The following is a 17,789-nucleotide window of genomic DNA, read 5'->3' as shown; positions in this document are numbered from 1 at the left end:
AACATAAACGATCAGTTTGCATGTTTAACTTAATGCACTCTACTGTTTCGTTCTTAAGATTAAGTATGCAAGTTTTATTACGCAAACTGCATATTTAATGGTTGTAAATTAATATCATCAATAGTTAATACGCCCTAATTATGAATATATAAATAACAATAAAGAAAGGTTTTCATGGCTACGTCTCGAGGAGAGTTCAGCTCTCGTATTGGTTTTATTATGGCTGCTGCTGGCTCAGCAGTAGGATTAGGGAATATTTGGGGATTTCCAACTCAAACAGCAAGTAACGGCGGCGCAGCTTTTGTTTTTGTGTATCTGATTTTAGCATTTTGTTTAGCTTACCCTGCGTTTATGGCGGAATTGTTAATTGGCCGTTATGGCCAAGCGAATGCAGTCACTTCATTGCAAAAAATGTCGCGTACGAAAGGTCACAAACAGTTTGCCTTTATTGTTGGTTTTGGTGGGGTGGTTTGTGCAGCGCTTATTTTAAGCTTTTATGGCATTATTGCCGGCTGGATGATGTCTTATGCAATAGAGCCAGTCGCTCATTTTATTGGTGCAGGAAACAGTGCTGAATGGGTGGTCTCGCAATCTTTGACACGGAACATTCTGTTTACAGCTTGCTTCATGTTTTTAACCATTTTTGTTATTAGGCGCGGCGTTGAAGATGGCATAGAGAAATGGTCAAAGCGCCTGATGCCATTATTAATCGGTTTACTGGTTTTACTGATAGGCTATGTTTTTACCTTAGAAGGCGCTAGTGAAGGACTCAATGCGTATTTAAACCCTGATTTTAGTCGTGTGTTAGATCCAGGGCTTTTGATCAGTGCAATGGGGCAAGCCTTTTTCTCGTTATCACTTGGTACCAGTGTGATGGTGATATATGGTTCATATATTTCTAAGAAAGAAAATTTAGTTTCGTTAGGCGCACAGGTAACGTTAATAGATGTGAGTATTGCGTTCTTAGCAGGATTATTAATTATTCCAGCGATGTATGTTGCACAAGCACAAGGTGTTGCTATTTTTGCTGATGATGGCAGCCTAATATCAGGTTCAGGATTGGTGTTTGCTGTGTTGCCGGCACTTTTTGATACCATGGGAAGTATGGGGTTAATGGTTGGTTTTGCTTTTTTTGTACTGATGTCAGTTGCTGCATTAACATCGAGCATTTCAATGCTAGAGGGGCCAGTATCATACGTTGTTGAGCGACATAACATTGAACGTAAAAAAGCGACAACGTTTATTGGTATTCTGATTTTCTTAATGAGTGTTGGTATTATTAGCCAATTAAACGTAATGCTAGATTTTGTTGCAACTCTTGCCACAGAGTACGGTCAGCCTATTATCGCGATGCTTTGTTGTGTATTTGTCGGTTGGATTTGGCACCGAAATGACATACTGAAAGAAATTCAATCAGGTAATGAAAAAGTTGAGCACTCAATTTTTTGGAAAATTTGGCCTTGGTATACTAAGTTTGTTTGTCCTACGGCGATTGCAATCGTATTTATACATTCTCTACGTTAATAAAAGGCGCTATGCGCCTTTTATTTTATCCATAAACAAATTCAGTCACTTGCTGAACAGAAGCTGCACCTACTTTTCGATCAACAAGCTCTCCATCATTTAATAAAAGTAAAGTAGGTATACCTCGTACGCCATATTGCGCCATTAACTCGGGTGCTTCATCAGCATTTACTTTAACTATTTTTAACGCTGAATTTTCATTAGCAACCTGCTCAAGTACTGGTGCAATCATTTTACAAGGACCACACCATGGGGCATAAAAATCTACTAGCACTTTACCTTTGAATGTTAACACTTGTTGTTGAAAATCTTCGGATGTGATTTCTTTCACACTGCTCATGCTCTTTCCTGTTTATATAGCGATAAATGAAGGAAAGAGTATATTTCACTTGATATTGTTTTATTAGTTGGCTTTAATAGAATTAATTGTTCTATTTATGAGATAAAAGTGCAAAATAAACGGAATTCACTAGAGCTAGATAATTATCGTTTTTTTGTCGCGATTGTTGAAGCTGGTTCGTTAACGAAAGCGTCTGCTGAACTTGGTATCCCAAAATCAAAATTAAGTCGACGGTTGGCTCAATTAGAGCAGCAGTTGGGTAGCCAATTGTTGATTCGAACTACTCGTACAATAACACTCACAGAATCTGGTCATTTATTATATCAACAGTGCCAACCGCATGTGGCAGCGCTAACTGATGTAGAACAGTTTATTTATGATAGTCATCATCAGATAAAAGGCGTATTAAAGTTATTACTCCCGTTAGAATTTTTCAACCAAGTTATTGGTGAATTAATGACAACATTTGCAACGCAATATTCTGAACTACAAATTCAATGTCAGCATTATACGGGGATAACTCCACCGTATGATCATCAATTTGATTTAGTGTTTGTTTTGCATGAAGACTCCCTACCAAACTCAAATTGGATCAGCAAAAGTTTATTAAGTTTTTCTCAATCCATCTATGTCAGTGAACGGGATAATTCTGTATCGGTGAATGAGATAGCACAACTTAATAATATTGATGCTATTCTTGCTGACGGTTCAGAAACATGGTTACTTCGAGAACATGGAAAAGTGACTGAATTAAATCCGAAACCTGTCATGATGCTAGCGAGTCCTGAAATGCGGGCAAAAGCATGTGAACAGGGGATTGGTGTCATCAAGCTGCCTGACTACATTGGTAAACGAATAACAGGTATTAAAACGTTGAACTACCCTGTGCCAATTGTTGCTCAACAATTATCAGTACTCTATCACAGTAGGAATATTCCCCTTAAAACACGCATTTTTTTAGATTTTTTCCAAAGTAAAATTGGCTGTCTTTCTTCATGACTATGATTAGGGTCTGTTGATCTTTCGCTTTAGTTTGCAACAGTTTATGGGTATTTAGACAAGACATTGCTCACGCCTTGATTATAAAGCGTTTAGTTCGAACAACATTGAATCTCGAAAGATCAACAGACCCTAATAACAATTGAAACTATTGTTTAAATACATTTGAAATTATCTTCACTTTTGTTATTTATGATATACTTGTGATTAACATTTAGACTCTATTTCTCTGTACTTTGAATAATTCAAACAACCAAGGACGACTGCTTGAAAAACGTTTTTAAAATAGCTTTATTCATCTGTATCACTGCTCACTTTTCTGCGCAAAGTCAGCAAACAGCTTTATCTGTTGTTAACGTAGTCGGTGAAAACTTACCGCCGTTTACTTTGCCTGATGGCTCTGGGCAGCAATTTGATGTGGTTCGCGCTATTTTTGAACCATTAAATTTGTCAGTTGCAATTGAAGTGTATCCATATAAGCGGGCTGTTGCTTTAGTTGAGCGCGGCGATGCTGATATGATGATTGGTATGTTAAAAGATGATAATTATCAATTGAGTTATTCGGCATACCCCCATGATGTTGATATATTAATAGCTATATTTAAAGAAAATAATTTTGATAATTGGCAAGGTATTTCAAGCTTGAAAGGTAAAAGTGTCACCATGATTGCTGGTTTGTCTAAACCTTTTAAGGCTTACCTTCCAGAGGTTGAATTTGATATGTCAGAAGTGGGGACTCGTGAACAGGCAATTAATAAACTAAGGCATTCCCGTACTGATTACATGATCGATTCTGAAGGTTCATATCTTACTGAAATGACTGAAAATGCCTCTGCGATTAATTTTGTTACTAAACCAGTCGGTGTTTTACAAATCCATGTTGCCTTTGCCAACACCGCTCGTGGACAAAAACTAAAGGCGCTCTGGGATAAACATTTTATCGACTTTATACAAAGTAATAAAGCAGAGAAAATATATCGAAAATGGCACCTTTTGAGAGAGTACAAGAATACGAAGCGCTTTTTTGCCCAGCAGTTAAAATAGCACCGTTAATATTTTTTAGGCCATGGAAGTTGCCAAGGATCGCTAATAGCATCGATAGCAGATAAACAATGATCTGTTAAAAAATGCTCACCTGAATCTGGTGCTACTTGATATCGATACTGTTGCTCATTGAGAGTAAACGATAAACCAAAAGCATGAAGATACCCCCTATCGGCTGTAGATTTAGCGTAATACGTGTCTCCTAGAATAGGGCTACCAATGCTTGAAAGTGCTACCCGAATTTGATGCGTTTTTCCTGTTAATGGTTTTATCAAAAATAATCTCGACTGAGGTGTCAGTGAATAACTGAAAAATTGTGATTTGGCAGGATTATGCATTGAGCGAGTTAATTTCCACATGCCACGACGGCTTTTCTCCATATCACCAGCGATTAACCCTTGTTTTTTCTTGGGCTTTTTATCGGAAATCGCAAGATAAAATTTAATAACCTCTTTACGCTCAAACAGTTGTTGGAACGTCTGCGCAGTTAATTTGTTTTTTGCAAAAATAAGTAAACCTGAAGTTATTTTATCTAACCTATGCACAGGATAAAGATGTTCTAATTTTACATGCTGTTTTACAAGACTGTGTAAGCCTAATTCATTGCCTTCATCATGAAAACTAACATTTGCAGCTTTATTAATGATAATAAAGTCTTGTTGCTCATCGACAATCGTAAATGGCTTCATTAGAAATTTAAGCCTATCAGTGTATAGATAATCAAAGTAAGGCTACCTGCCGTTAGGGCATAAGGTAATTGTGTTTTTACATGCTCGTAGTGATCACAACCACTTGCAATAGAAGCAACAACGGTGGTGTCTGATATTGGTGAGGCGTGATCTCCAAAAATACCACCGCCTAAAACTGCCGCGACAAGAAACTCGATAGGTAAGCCAGTTTGTTGCGCTAACGGAACTGCGATCGGCACTAAAATAGCAAATGTACCCCACGAAGTACCTGTAGCAAACGCCATAAACCCGGCAGCGAGGAATAGAATTGGCGCAATAAAATATAGCGGAACTTCAACGTTAAGCAATTGGCTGACATATATACCCGTGCCTAGCGATTTTATTGCATCGCCAAAGGCGAAAGAAAGTATCAAAATTGCTACGGCAGGAGCCATATGTTTGATGCCTAGTAAGGCATGTTTAGCGATATTTTTCCAAGACATTACACCGTAGATTTTGATCATGGTAATTAAAATAATCACCGCACTTACGATCGCCCAAAAAACAGAAAAGGAACCTGAACCTTGACGCATATCACCGTTACCGGTAAACCAAAGCAAAGATAGAGTAATGGTTAATAAAGATAACAATGGCAACCACATAATGATGGCAGGAGATATTTTCTGTTTTTCTACTGTTTGTTGATCAATGATGCGTGATTTAGCGTATTTAAGTGGTCCGAAAGTTCTGCCGCTTGCTGCCGTATAATAGGCAAATAATACGGCAATGATCGCGTAAAAGTTATAACTAATCGTACCGACGAGTATACCAACAGGATCGTTGAGTTGGTGGCCATCAAGTAGACCAAGAACATATGCCCCCCAACCATTTATTAAAAAGAGGATACTGATAGGGGCACAAGTTGAATCGATTAAGTAAGCTAACCTAGCACGGCTCAGTTTGTATTTATCAAACAAAGTTTGGCTTGCCATTCCAGCAGTAAAAATACTTAAATTAGTATCAGTAAAAATACTCGTGCCAACAAAGGTAGGCAGTAATGCAGCTTGTTTTGAATTTTTGACTAAATTCACTTTTGCTAAAGAATCAATAAAGCCATTAACGGCACCTGATTGGTTCATTAATGTAACCAGTGCACCAATAAGCAAACTAAAACTTATGATATATATGTTGCCAATTGAATCAAACACGCCAGCTAAACCGTACGCTGTACTTGTTACGCCATTGATTGGGTGCCAGTTTTCAATCATGATAAAGCATAAAGCAATACCGCAGAATAATGCTAATAAGGCATTTTTACGCCAGATAGCGATAATAATGGCGACAATGGGGGGAAGTAAGCTAAGTGGACTGTCTTGCATGAGATTACAACGATTATTATTTTGCGACCAACTTTACCTTATGTTGCTATTATTAGAAACAGTAGAAGGAATATTTGCCAGAAGTTTGCCGCCAATTGGAATTTAATGAGTAAACATGCGGTCATGGTATCTAGCTTGAATAACGACTTTGGTATAAACGTTTTTACAAAAGCTATCACAGCAGAATATAACAAACGGATTATTTTATTTAACAATTACTAAATAAGCATTGAAAAGCAATCTTTTAGCCATACATCTTTATGCAGAAATCGCTCGATGCAACAGGACCCATTTTGACACTATCTTTTCAACAGAAAATAAACGTTCTTAGCGAGGAACGGAATAAAGCTGCGCTAACAGACATTGGGCGGGGCATCGAACGCGAAGGATTAAGGGTACTCGCTGAAGGCAAGCTCTCGCAGCATGGTCATTATCAAGCATTAGGCTCCGCCCTTACTCATCCAAATATCACCACCGACTATGCAGAAAGCTTATTGGAGTTTATTACCCCAGTAAGTCACTCTGTAGAACAAACAATTGCGCAATTAAAAGATATTCAGAAATATACGTTTTCAAATATTAATGGTGAGCTTATTTGGCCGACGAGTATGCCTTGCTTTGTTGACGACGAAGAAAATATCGCCTTAGCGTATTTTGGCCAGTCTAACATCGGTAAAATGAAAACCGTATATCGACAAGGCTTAAAAAACAGGTATGGCAGCATGATGCAAGTTATTGCAGGCATACATTTTAATTTTTCATTTCCTAAATCGTTTTGGCAATTATTTAAAACGACAGAAAGCTCGTCAATGAATGAGCAAGATTATATTTCAGCGGGTTATTTTGCTTTATTAAGAAACTATAAACGCTATTGTTGGTTGATCCCTTATCTGTACGGAAGTTCTCCGGCAATATGTCCGTCTTTTTTACAAGGCAAAAAAACAACGTTGCCCTTTAAAAAATCCGAGAGTGGTTACATCTATCTAGAACATGCAACCAGTTTACGCATGAGTGATCTTGGTTATACCAATAGTGAACAGTCGGCATTAAGGATTTGTTACAACAATATTGATGATTATATTTCAGGCGTGCAAGAAGCGATAAGTTTAAGCTCAGATAAATTTGCAGAAATAGGCATAAAAGTTGATGGCAATTATCAGCAGTTAAATGCCAATGTATTGCAAATTGAAAACGAGTTGTATGCGCCTGTGCGGCCAAAACAAGTTGCCCAATCTGGCGAAAAACCTTCTCAAGCGTTAAGTCGTCGTGGGGTTGAATACGTGGAAGTTCGGGCGCTTGATGTAAATCCATTTGTCGATACTGGCATCAGTGAACAGCAAATTTATTTTCTTGATATATTTCTTACCTTTTGTGCGCTTAAAGAAAGCCCTGTGCCACTTTGTGAAATGCAAAAAGTCTGTGATAACAACATGGATGATGTCGTGATGCGTGGTAGAGATCCTGCGCTGTTACTCGACAATAGCGGCGAAAAAGTATCGTTGAAGGCATGGGGGAGGGAACTTTTTGCTGAAATGCAGCAAGTTGCAGCGTTACTTGATGATGCCCACAATACTGCTAAGTATCAACAAGCGTTAGCGATTGAGTTCGATAAGATTAATGATCCTGAAAAAACGCCTTCGGCTAAATTACTGAAAATTGTGCAAGATAATCAGCAAAGTTTAACGGAGTTTACCCTACAGCAAGCAATCAGTTATCGTGAAGATGCGTTAAAACGAGATTATCAATATTATGATGAAGCTTATTTTAATGAACAAGCTGATAAATCAATTGCTCAACAAAAAAGTATTGAACAAAGTGATACATTAACATTCGATGAATTTTTAACACAATATTTTGCACAATAATTTTTGGTACAGAGATTTAAAGGAGCTTCAATGCTCCTTTTTTTGGGCAAAAAAAAAGCGCGTTAAGGTAACGCGCCTTAAATACAAAGAAAGCAGTCCAGGGAGGTGTTTTGCTCTCATAACATGAGACATGCTCGTTCTTTTAAAGTTCAATTTTTATTCAATTAGTATTAATAAATATCTATTGATGCGATTAAAAGTTGTATAAGTCTTTAATAAACATAAAAAAACGCGTTAATAAAAAATTAACGCGCGAATCGTTCATGAAACATAAGGGAATAACACCTTCATTTTGTAGGAGTACTAAATAACGATTAAGTTCAAAAAACAAACAAAAAAAAGCGCATTAATATAAATGCGCAAACTAAACATGAAACACTAAGGGAATATCACTTCTTAAAAGATTGGAGTGGAAAAAAATAATAAAGTTCAAAATTTAGATAAAAAAAAGCGCATTAAAAAATGCGCTTGTAAGATGTTCAAGGGAAACACAATATGAAAGTCTTGTAATATAAGAGTGGTGTGTTTTAAAAAAGTTCAAAGAAAAATAAATTTTTTTTCATTTTGGTAATGTAATGTTTTTCTGGCATTATAAAAGCGTGAAAAACGTAGTTATGTGGCCTTATGAATAAAATACCTGTTTTAATTTTTGTTATACTTTCAACGTTGTTATTAAGTAGCTGCGCTACACCACCCCCCAAAAACCCAGAGAATTTGTGCGAGATATTTAGAGAGCATCGTGATTGGTACTTTGCTGCTAAAGACGCTCGTGATCGATGGGGAACTCCTATTCATGTTCCTATGAGCATGATGTATCAAGAAAGTTCGTTTAGAAATGATGCCTTGCCACCAAGAGATTATTTACTCGGTTTTATACCTTGGGGCAGAGTAAGTACTGCTTACGGCTATTCACAGGCCAAAACGATGACTTGGAAAGACTATATTAGAGAGACTGGTAACTCAGGTGCTGATCGTGATGATTTTGACGACGCTGTTGACTTTATGGCGTGGTTTATTTTTAAAACAAATAAAATTAATCGTGTGTCAAAGTGGGATGGTTATAACCAGTATTTAAATTACCATGAAGGCTGGGGTGGTTTTCAAAGAAAATCTTATGTAAAAAAGCAGTGGCTAGTGAAAGTAGCAAGAAAGGTTGATAACCGTGCTCGACGTTACAGTGGACAATTAAAATCATGCGAAGCCGAGCTAAATGAAAGCAGTTTATGGCGTTGGTTGTTTGGTTAACAAGATGGCATAGCTCAACGTTTCACCGCCCTTTGGATAACTTTTAGACGAAGGGTTTGTTTTCTCGCCATCTACCGTTTTATTTATCGAAAAATAAGTGTTTTGGACGTAAACATATTAAGGTTTTCTCTTGTTATAAATAGGTAAAATTTACAAGATTTAATACCGAGTATTTCGTAGAAACGTACAAATATTTAACAATCTTATCACTTACCTAAAACTGTAATGACTGTAGCATTTTTCTTGCCAAAGGCGTTATTTTTATTGAAAATTGCTGCAAGTGCTCGTCGGGTATGGTTTTAAAAAAAATGTTAAAAAAACTTCATTTTTTTCATAAATAAATATTGCAAAAACGAAGTCCTCATTCCCTATGGCTTTGCATTTGTTTTCCACAGAAATTGTGGAAATGTTAATTACCGTAAATGTCTGTGGATAACTTTGTGTTTAACTTTATGAGCGGTTTCTTTCAGATGATAGAAAGTAATATAACTGAAGGTTAATTATATCGACTAAATTTATTCAAATGTGCGAGCATCAACAAAAATAGTTTAAGCGGTTTTTTGCTTTCAGTAGAGTTATTCAAGAGTCCTTAACTAAAACCTAAAACCTAAAACCTAAAACCAATGAGGTTTGTTGTCTGTGTAGCGTTATGAACTAGTCCGTTTAGGTTAACAATTCTATTTCATTCAGCTTAAAAAAAGCTAATCGGTAACACACTGATGATGATTAGAGACTGTTAATTTTTCGGGTTTAGTTCGAACAAAATTTAATCTCGAAAAACCAATAGACCCTAGTTTCTGTGCTCAGGTTTTTGCTGGTAGAACTCTGGCATAATACGAACTGTTTTGATCATATTATCGGTAACATCAACAATCTCAAGTGGATAGCCTGAAATTCTTACACTGAGTTTTGCTTCAGGAATGTCTTCTAAATACTCTAACACTAAACCGTTTAAGGTTTTAGGGCCATCGGTTGGGAAGTGCCAATTCATTTCTTTATTTATATCACGTACCGTAGCGCTACCGTCGACTAAATAACTACCATCAGGTTGAATATGCACTTCTTCTGAAGGTGCTGGTTCTTTAGTTGTGGTAAAATCACCTACAATTTCTTCAAGAATATCTTCTAAAGTGACTAATCCTTGAATGTCACCATATTCATCTACAACCAATCCAAGTCTTTCTTTGGCATGTTGAAATTTTAAAATTTGCACACTTAATGTGGTACCTTCAGGAATAAAGTAAAGTTCTCTAACTGCCCTAAGTAAAGTGGCTTTAGTAAACTGGTTTTTTGATAGTAGCTTTAATGCATCGCGCATGTGAATGTAGCCCACCACATCGTCGATGGTATCTCTATATAGTAAAACACGAGTGTGTGTGGCTTGGGTTAATTGTTTTTGAATTTTTTTCCAATCTTCATTTATGTCAATGCCAACGAGTTCACTGCGTGGGATCATAATGTCTTCAACAGTTACTTTTTCTAAATCTAAAATGCTCACCAACATGCTTTGATCGCGTTCAGCTAACAAGGCACCAGATTCATTCACTACAGTGCGGAGTTCTTCTGAACTTAAGCTATGTAATTCTCGTTCTTCACGACTCACACCTAATAAGGTAAGAATGCCATTGGTGATCCAATTTACAGCGACTACGATTGGGTAAAAGACTTTCAATAAAAAGGATAAGATAACGGAACTAGGAAATGCTACTTTTTCAGGATAAAGAGCGGCAAGTGTTTTTGGCGTAACTTCTGCAAAAATTAATACCACAAGTGTTAAGATAATAGTCGCTGCTAGAACACCAGCAACATCACCTAAAAAGCGAATCCCTATAATGGTGGCTATAGCAGAGGCAGCTATGTTGACTAAGTTGTTACCAATTAAAATTAGACCAATCAGTTGATCGGGGCGTTTTAATAGCTTACCTACGCGTTTAGCGCCTTTATGTTTCTGTTTTTCTAAATGCTTAAGCTTATATCTGTTTAACGACATCATGCCGGTTTCTGAGCCAGAAAAATATGCAGATATAAGAATAAGTAAGCCTAAAATGAGAAAGAGCGTACTGGTTGAGATGGTATCCAATTATGGGTCCTAAATTGCCAAAAACATGTGCTTTATCAAGCCGAATGCTAGTTATACCTTAAATACTAAGATAATAGAAATTCTTTCACAAAACGACTACCAAAATACGCGAGAGTGAGTAGCGTCGTCGCTGAAATAATTAACATAAGTACGCGGTGTCCTCGCCAGCCCTGTTTGAAATGACCCCACAAAGTAAAACAGTAGAGGAGTAACGCAAGCAATGACAATACTGTTTTATGCGCATTATTTGCCAAAAAGTCTTGTAAAAAGATAACGCCGACAAGCTGACTTACTACTAATCCTAGTGTGCCAATCGCTAAAATTGCAAATAATTGTCCCTCAACTTGCATTAACGGTGGTAAGTGGTTTACCGCTAATAAATTTTTATCTTTTAATTTCATATTGATATAGGTGACTTGGAAGGCAAATAACATCGCAATAATTAAAATACAGTATGCGATTAACGCTAAAATAACATGGCTAGCAACTGCAAAATCTGTTGTGATTAAAGGTATATTGCTTTTATGCGGAATAAACAATGAGGTTAATTGCCATAAGCCAGCGAATACATAGACAACAGGTAAAAGTAAATTTACTTTATATTTAAGTGCTAGCGCAGTGATCGACAAGCAAATAATCAGTGTTACTAATGAAATAACGTTCGGCAGCGCAAAATTTACACTTTGTTCTGAAAACAAAAAATGCCCGGTAGATAACGTATGACTAATAATCGCGATAGAACCAATAAACAATACTTTAACAATGTTTGGTCCTTTTGGATGAAATAAACGAACAACGACTGCTATAGATGCCATGATATAGCAAACAAAAGCGATTAAGCTGAAAATTGATGAAAAATCCAAATATCTATTCCTTTAAAAATAACACGTGAATACGAGTGAATAAACCTTACGATGAATAAAACACAAGTTAATTAATGTAGTCTTTATTTTTTTAATCTAACACTGAATCATCAGCAATAAACTGTTGCAAAAAATAGCTTAAAGTTCAACTGACTTTAGGCATTTTGCTGCAAAGTGTACACGTTATTGATGTAACCGGTATTGTTGATTTAGCCTATAAATAGTCAACGAAGCCATCATAATCAAATTAACCTTAGCATGCTACGTTTATCTAAGTCTTATCTTAACCTGCTAAATCGTTTGCTTTATTCAGCCAATTATGTCGATTATTTGTGTCGTCAACAGACCTTATACCAATTCGCATAAAGATTAAGTCAGTTCAGAGCGATGTCAGAGGTGGGAGAATAAGTGAAACGTGTGCAGGTATAGTTGTTCTACATCAAACACGTTTTGCGCAATTATCGCGTCTCTAACACGCTCCCAAAGGACGAGTTTAAACGCTTCATAGCCTGTGTTGTTGATTTTGAAAAGGACGCTACAAGGATGTAGCTTATTATACCAACTCTATTAAATATTTAGCCAACTTAGCACTTCATTAGCGCGCTTAGAACAAGCTAAATAATTTAAGCATAGTCGCTCTATGGTTCGATTATTTAGGGAAGTTATCAGGGCGCTAATGAGTTCCCAAGGGCGAGTTTAAAAGGGTTATAGACTGTGTTATTGATTTTAACAAGGACGCTACAAGGATGTAGCTTATTAGAGAACGCAGGAGCACGTTCTCCTGAATAACCATTCTTTGCAATCAATGCCTTGCCTCTAACCCTTTTATTTCTCGCTAAGTGGCTAAATACTTAATTGAGTTGGTATTAGAGAACGTAGGAGCACGTTCTCCTGAATAACCATTCTCTGCAATCAACGCCGTGCCTCTAAAGCGTTTAATTCTCGCTGAATGACCGAATATTTATGCGAATTGGTATTAGTAGGCGCTAGAGAATCTCAGGTTAATATTGAAAAATAAATCCTTGCCTCCATTTTATACTTTCGCTTCTTAACCTCACAGGTATAATGTGGGTAAGTTTTCTCTTTATCGCAATTGGTCAGAGTAATACATGTTTGAGAATTTATCAGATCGCTTAACGAAATCCCTTAAGAACATTAGTGGTCGTGGCAGACTTACTGAAGACAACATCAAAGACACCTTACGAGAAGTACGTATGGCGCTTTTAGAGGCTGATGTTGCTTTACCCGTAGTACGTGACTTTATTGCTAAAGTGAAAGAGAGCGCAGTAGGACAAGATGTTTCTAAAAGTTTAACCCCAGGGCAAGTATTCGTAAAAATTGTTCAAAAAGAACTTGAAAGTGCGATGGGTGAAGTCAATGAAACTCTCAATTTAAAAGCTACACCGCCTGCTGTTGTATTAATGGCTGGTTTACAAGGTGCGGGTAAAACAACCTCTGTTGCTAAATTGTCGAAATATTTGAAAGAAAGAGAAAAGAAAAAGGTGCTTGTTGTCAGCGCTGATGTTTATCGACCTGCTGCAATAAAACAATTAGAAACGCTTGCTGGCGAAGTAGGGGTTGAGTTCTTTCCAAGTGATATCAAACAGAAGCCGGTTGACATAGCAAACGCTGCGATAAACCATGCCAAAAAACATTATTTTGATGTATTAATTGTTGATACCGCAGGTCGATTGCATATTGACAGTGACATGATGGATGAAATAAAAGCATTACATGCGGCAATTTCACCGGTTGAAACTCTGTTTACTGTTGATGCAATGACAGGTCAAGATGCTGCGAACACCGCCAAAGCATTTAATGATGCATTAGCATTAACCGGTGTGATACTCACTAAAACTGACGGTGATGCTCGCGGTGGTGCTGCCTTATCAATTAGGCATATTACTGGTAAACCTATCAAGTTCATGGGTGTTGGTGAAAAAATTGAAGCCCTAGAGCCCTTTCATCCAGATCGTATTGCTTCACGAATTTTGGGTATGGGGGATGTTTTATCACTTATTGAAGAAGTAGAGCAAAAAGTTGATCGTAAACAAGCCGAAAAATTGGCTAAAAAGGTTAAATCAGGTAAAGGGTTTTCATTAGAAGACTTCCGTGACCAGTTAGTACAAATGAAAAGCATGGGCGGCATGATGGGCTTAGTAGATAAGTTGCCTGGAATGGGGAACATTTCCGATCAAATGAAAGGACAAATGGACGATAAAGTCACGGTGCGAATGGAAGCCATTATAAATTCCATGACACCGAAAGAACGCGAACGTCCTGAGATTATTAAAGGTTCTCGAAAACGTCGTATAGCAGCAGGTTCGGGCACGCAAATTCAAGACGTGAATAAATTGCTTAAACAGTTTACCCAAATGCAAAAAATGATGAAAAAAATGTCAGGCAAAGGTGGCATGCAAAAAATGATGCGTTCAATGAAAGGTATGATGCCGCCGGGTGGCGGCGGTGGTATGGGCGGTTTCGGTGGTTTTGGCCGTTAAGGCCCTATCTGACAAAGCAGAGCTACTTTTTACATACTAACCATTTAGCGGTCTCTTGTTTTTTTTACTTTTTTGAGTAAACTTAAAGAACTAAATAACAAATGGACGTGTCAGTATGTATTGTAAAAGTATTTTGTTTTTATCATTATTTGTGTTGCTCATTTTCACTGGCTGTGCGAATAAAAATATCGCTTATCAAACGATGCCTGTGGATAATGTCGTTGAAAAAGCTCAGCAAAAAGAACTGTTTTTTTGGGTAGAGACAGAATTTTCTATTCATTCGACAAGTCGTGGTGTTAGTCAGAAAAAAGGCTATTGGCATCTGATGTCTAATAACGGGACTAACTCCCGACTCACTGTTGCTATTAATCCTTCCTTGGTAAAGCAATTAAAAGATGAATACCAAGTAGATAATCTTGCTAGCTTAGAAGGAAGGCTAATTAAAATTAAGGGTATGGTGGAGCCTTATACCGTCTGTATTGTGGCGAAAGGTTGTAAAATAAAAGGTGCGAAAGGCGAACGGCCATTTGCTGTAACGGTCGGATACATTGAAGCAGAGAGTATCGAACGTTTAACTATCATTTAGTATTTAACCGTAGAAATGTACGGAGCACCGTCCTCATTTGTATCTTAAAAGTGTTTGGACAGTGCTACTGTATGTGATTTAACATTACATAGTAATTTTTGCCTGCTTTTCTTATTTTTAATCCTTTTTTTGCTTTATTCAAAGTGTCTTGTAAATTCCTGTTTCAGAGCGATTTATCTATTAATTTGAGCATCATTTTTAACTTGTTAAGAAAAGATGTAGTTCTGATTAATCAGCCATTTGTTTTTAAATAGCTATAAACTTGCTTTCTAGCTGAAAAAGCGTAGAATACGCGAGCTTTTCTGCCTCATTTTGTGGCGGAAAGTGTCTGGAAATTCGTTTTAACATTAATATATAGAGGACGATATGGTTACCATTCGTTTAGCCCGTGGCGGCGCAAAAAAGCGTCCATTCTATCAGATAGTTGTTGCAGATAGCCGTAACTCTCGCGATGGTCGTTTCATCGAGAAGATTGGTTTCTTCAACCCTTCAGCACAAGGTCAAGCGGAAAAATTGCGCTTAGATCTTGATCGTATCAACCACTGGGTTGGTCAAGGCGCTGGTTTATCTGATCGTGTGGCAAAGCTTGTAAAAGATGCTCAAGCTGCAGCATAAGATAAGTGGATAGACATGACTGAAGTAACAAGTAATGAACAAATCGTTGTTGGCAAGATAGGCGCAGTCTATGGTGTCAAGGGCTGGTTGAAAGTTCATTCTTTTACCGAAGAGCAAGAAGCTATCCTCGACTATTTTCCTTGGTCGTTAAAATTAGGAAATAAAGTACAAACAGTCGAAGTGACTGATTGGCGAAAGCACAATAAAGGGTTAGTGGTTAAAATTGACAATATTGATGATCGCGATGTTGCACAAACATTAGTGAGTTCAGAAATATTTGTTGATAAGACCATGTTACCTGAGCTACCCGATGGGGAGTTTTATTGGCGTGACCTAATCGGCATGACCGTTGTGACTGACAAAGGTTATGATTTAGGCGAAGTTTCTGATTTATTGGAAACAGGCTCTAACGATGTACTGGTTGTAAAAGCAAACCGAAATGATGGCTTTGGTAAGAAAGAGCGGTTAATTCCGTATCTTGAAGATCAGGTAGTTAAGTCGGTATGTATTGAAAATAAACAAATTTGTGTTGACTGGGATCCAGGTTTTTAACTCGTGAGTGATAGCAAATTATGGATAGGGGTCATTAGCCTTTTTCCAGAAATGTTTGAAGCAATAACCGAGTATGGGGTGACAGGCCGCGCGATACGTAATGGGTTAATTGAATTTCATACGTGGAATCCAAGAGACTTTACCCATGATAAACACCGTACTGTAGATGACCGACCTTATGGCGGTGGTCCAGGGATGTTAATGATGGTTGAACCATTGCGTGAAGCTATAGAAGCTGCAAAAGTTGAAGCAGATAACTCTGTCTCAGCAAGTGGTGGAAGCCGTGCAAAGGTTATTTATTTGTCACCACAAGGACGTAAACTTGATCAAACTGGTGTAAGTGAATTAGCACAACATGACCGACTGATTTTTATTGCAGGACGTTATGAAGGCATAGATGAACGACTGATTGAATCACATGTTGATGAAGAATGGTCGGTTGGAGATTATGTATTAAGTGGCGGAGAATTACCCGCGATGAACATGATCGATGCCATAGCTCGCTTTGTGCCGGGTGTATTAGGACATCAGCAATCTGCAGAACAAGATTCGTTTTCAGATGGCTTACTTGATTGTCCACATTACACAAGGCCAGAGGTATTAGATGGTAAGTCGGTACCTAAAGTATTGCTTAGTGGTAATCACGAACACATAAGACAGTGGCGTCAATTAATGTCTTTAGAGAGAACTTGGCACAGACGACCTGAACTTTTAACTGACCTAGCTCTGACGGCTGAACAGAAGAAATTGCTTGAGAAAATTAAGCAAACCTCTGTTGAAGATCGTGAATCCTAGGAAAAGGTATGATTATGAGCAATATTATTAAAGCTCTTGAACAAGAGCAAATGAAGCAAGATGTACCAGCATACGCACCAGGCGATACTGTTGTAGTACAAGTAAAAGTTAAAGAAGGTGATAAAGAGCGTCTTCAAGCGTTTGAAGGTGTTGTTATTGCTGTTAAAAACCGTGGCTTACATTCTGCCTTCACCGTGCGTAAAATCTCTAGCGGTGTAGGTGTTGAGCGTGTATTCCAGACACATAGCCCGTTAATCGATTCAATCGAAGTTAAACGTCGCGGTGATGTTCGTCAAGCTAAACTTTACTACTTACGTGAGCGTTCAGGTCGTTCTGCGCGTATCAAAGAGAAGTTGGCGAAGAAATAATGATTGCGTAAGCAATTCATTCTTCAGCTTGACTGAAATAAAGAAAACCCGCTTGGTAAACCAAGCGGGTTTTTTTGTATTTTTTGATTATCCATTTCTTTACATACTTTGTGTTCTTTATTGTTATACCAATTCTATTAAATATTTAGCCAACTTAGCACTTCATTAGCGCGCTTAGAACAAACTAAATAATTTAAGCATAGTCGCTCTATGGTTCGATTATTTAGGGAAGTTATCAGGACGCTAATGAGTTCCCAAGGGCGAGTTTAAAAGGGTTATAGACTGCGTTATTGATTTTAACAAGGACGCTACAAGGATGTAGCTTATTAGAGAACGCAGGAGCACGCTCTTCTGAATAACCATTC

16 protein-coding genes are annotated in these 17,789 nt (G+C 37.6%); 11 read left to right on the top strand and 5 right to left on the bottom strand.

The features are described 5' to 3' along the window. Positions 1 to 174: 174 nt before the first annotated feature. The gene (locus QUE72_RS15365) at positions 175 to 1,524 is read left to right on the top strand and encodes a sodium-dependent transporter (protein WP_286269961.1); all 1,350 of its coding nucleotides are present in this window, start codon (positions 175 to 177) and stop codon (positions 1,522 to 1,524) included. Positions 1,525 to 1,549: 25 nt separating this feature from the next. On the opposite strand, the gene trxA is transcribed toward QUE72_RS15365, so the two are convergent. Further along, positions 1,550 to 1,864 (bottom strand): thioredoxin, encoded by a 315-nt coding sequence (trxA, locus tag QUE72_RS15360; RefSeq protein ID WP_286269960.1) that lies wholly within the window; start codon positions 1,862 to 1,864, stop codon positions 1,550 to 1,552. Between the two features lie 108 nt (positions 1,865 to 1,972). On the opposite strand from trxA, the gene QUE72_RS15355 reads away from it, so the two are divergent. Both QUE72_RS15355 and QUE72_RS15350 read left to right on the top strand, forming a co-directional pair. Further along, entirely contained in the window at positions 1,973 to 2,863 is an 891-nt protein-coding gene (locus QUE72_RS15355) for a LysR family transcriptional regulator (RefSeq protein ID WP_074500388.1), read from the top strand. 267 nt (positions 2,864 to 3,130) lie between these two features. Then, positions 3,131 to 3,907: a substrate-binding periplasmic protein gene (locus QUE72_RS15350; RefSeq protein WP_286269959.1), complete on the top strand. Its 777-nt coding sequence runs from the start codon at positions 3,131 to 3,133 to the stop codon at positions 3,905 to 3,907. 5 nt (positions 3,908 to 3,912) lie between these two features. Here QUE72_RS15350 and QUE72_RS15345 read toward each other — a convergent pair whose 3' ends face one another. Continuing rightward, positions 3,913 to 4,596: a TIGR01621 family pseudouridine synthase gene (locus QUE72_RS15345; protein WP_286269958.1), complete on the bottom strand. Its 684-nt coding sequence runs from the start codon at positions 4,594 to 4,596 to the stop codon at positions 3,913 to 3,915. Continuing rightward, entirely contained in the window at positions 4,596 to 5,954 is a 1,359-nt protein-coding gene (locus QUE72_RS15340) for a Na+/H+ antiporter NhaC family protein (RefSeq protein WP_286269956.1), read from the bottom strand. The genes QUE72_RS15345 and QUE72_RS15340 overlap by 1 nt, the downstream gene beginning before the upstream one ends. 260 nt (positions 5,955 to 6,214) lie before the next feature. Here QUE72_RS15340 and gshA point away from each other — a divergent pair, with 260 nt between their 5' ends. Beyond that, positions 6,215 to 7,819, top strand: a complete 1,605-nt coding sequence (gene gshA, locus QUE72_RS15335; RefSeq protein WP_286269955.1) for a glutamate--cysteine ligase — start codon at positions 6,215 to 6,217, stop codon at positions 7,817 to 7,819. Between the two features lie 624 nt (positions 7,820 to 8,443). After that, positions 8,444 to 9,064 (top strand): transglycosylase SLT domain-containing protein, encoded by a 621-nt coding sequence (locus QUE72_RS15330; RefSeq protein ID WP_286269954.1) that lies wholly within the window; start codon positions 8,444 to 8,446, stop codon positions 9,062 to 9,064. A gap of 790 nt (positions 9,065 to 9,854) precedes the next feature. On the opposite strand, the gene QUE72_RS15325 is transcribed toward QUE72_RS15330, so the two are convergent. Both QUE72_RS15325 and QUE72_RS15320 read right to left on the bottom strand, forming a co-directional pair. Continuing rightward, complete coding sequence (locus tag QUE72_RS15325; RefSeq protein WP_074500404.1) at positions 9,855 to 11,144, bottom strand: HlyC/CorC family transporter; 1,290 nt, start codon at positions 11,142 to 11,144, stop codon at positions 9,855 to 9,857. Between the two features lie 65 nt (positions 11,145 to 11,209). Further along, complete coding sequence (locus tag QUE72_RS15320; protein ID WP_286269948.1) at positions 11,210 to 12,007, bottom strand: cytochrome C assembly family protein; 798 nt, start codon at positions 12,005 to 12,007, stop codon at positions 11,210 to 11,212. Positions 12,008 to 13,116: 1,109 nt separating this feature from the next. On the opposite strand from QUE72_RS15320, the gene ffh reads away from it, so the two are divergent. From ffh to rplS, 6 genes are all read left to right on the top strand, one after another. Next, positions 13,117 to 14,508 carry a signal recognition particle protein gene (gene ffh, locus QUE72_RS15315; RefSeq protein ID WP_286269947.1) on the top strand — a complete coding sequence of 464 codons (1,392 nt, stop codon included), beginning with the start codon at positions 13,117 to 13,119 and terminating at the stop codon, positions 14,506 to 14,508. Between the two features lie 115 nt (positions 14,509 to 14,623). Then, positions 14,624 to 15,094 carry a hypothetical protein gene (locus QUE72_RS15310; protein WP_286269946.1) on the top strand — a complete coding sequence of 157 codons (471 nt, stop codon included), beginning with the start codon at positions 14,624 to 14,626 and terminating at the stop codon, positions 15,092 to 15,094. Between the two features lie 366 nt (positions 15,095 to 15,460). Further along, the gene (gene rpsP, locus QUE72_RS15305) at positions 15,461 to 15,709 is read left to right on the top strand and encodes a 30S ribosomal protein S16 (protein WP_074497002.1); all 249 of its coding nucleotides are present in this window, start codon (positions 15,461 to 15,463) and stop codon (positions 15,707 to 15,709) included. 15 nt (positions 15,710 to 15,724) lie between these two features. Continuing rightward, positions 15,725 to 16,261 (top strand): ribosome maturation factor RimM, encoded by a 537-nt coding sequence (gene rimM / locus QUE72_RS15300; protein ID WP_074496999.1) that lies wholly within the window; start codon positions 15,725 to 15,727, stop codon positions 16,259 to 16,261. 3 nt (positions 16,262 to 16,264) lie between these two features. Then, positions 16,265 to 17,056: a tRNA (guanosine(37)-N1)-methyltransferase TrmD gene (trmD, locus tag QUE72_RS15295; RefSeq protein WP_074496994.1), complete on the top strand. Its 792-nt coding sequence runs from the start codon at positions 16,265 to 16,267 to the stop codon at positions 17,054 to 17,056. 14 nt (positions 17,057 to 17,070) lie between these two features. Beyond that, the gene (rplS, locus tag QUE72_RS15290) at positions 17,071 to 17,424 is read left to right on the top strand and encodes a 50S ribosomal protein L19 (protein WP_074497012.1); all 354 of its coding nucleotides are present in this window, start codon (positions 17,071 to 17,073) and stop codon (positions 17,422 to 17,424) included. Positions 17,425 to 17,789: the final 365 nt, after the last annotated feature.

It is taken from the genome of Thalassotalea hakodatensis, from assembly GCF_030295995.1.
Taxonomy (GTDB): Bacteria; Pseudomonadota; Gammaproteobacteria; order Enterobacterales; family Alteromonadaceae; genus Thalassotalea_C; species Thalassotalea_C hakodatensis.
The sequence above is the reverse complement of the archived record's forward strand: the minus strand, read 5'-3'. Positions and strand labels throughout refer to the sequence as shown.

Bases quoted from the DNA above. Each gene is read 5' to 3' on its own strand.
- gshA (WP_286269955.1), top strand. From the start codon at position 6,215: ATGCAGAAATCGCTCGATGCAACAGGACCCATTTTGACACTATCTTTT.
- trxA (WP_286269960.1), bottom strand. From the start codon at position 1,864: ATGAGCAGTGTGAAAGAAATCACATCCGAAGATTTTCAACAACAAGTG.
- QUE72_RS15330 (WP_286269954.1), top strand. From the start codon at position 8,444: ATGAATAAAATACCTGTTTTAATTTTTGTTATACTTTCAACGTTGTTA.
- rplS (WP_074497012.1), top strand. From the start codon at position 17,071: ATGAGCAATATTATTAAAGCTCTTGAACAAGAGCAAATGAAGCAAGAT.
- QUE72_RS15340 (WP_286269956.1), bottom strand. From the start codon at position 5,954: ATGCAAGACAGTCCACTTAGCTTACTTCCCCCCATTGTCGCCATTATT.
- QUE72_RS15310 (WP_286269946.1), top strand. From the start codon at position 14,624: ATGTATTGTAAAAGTATTTTGTTTTTATCATTATTTGTGTTGCTCATT.
- rpsP (WP_074497002.1), top strand. From the start codon at position 15,461: ATGGTTACCATTCGTTTAGCCCGTGGCGGCGCAAAAAAGCGTCCATTC.
- QUE72_RS15365 (WP_286269961.1), top strand. From the start codon at position 175: ATGGCTACGTCTCGAGGAGAGTTCAGCTCTCGTATTGGTTTTATTATG.
- QUE72_RS15345 (WP_286269958.1), bottom strand. From the start codon at position 4,596: ATGAAGCCATTTACGATTGTCGATGAGCAACAAGACTTTATTATCATT.
- rimM (WP_074496999.1), top strand. From the start codon at position 15,725: ATGACTGAAGTAACAAGTAATGAACAAATCGTTGTTGGCAAGATAGGC.
- ffh (WP_286269947.1), top strand. From the start codon at position 13,117: ATGTTTGAGAATTTATCAGATCGCTTAACGAAATCCCTTAAGAACATT.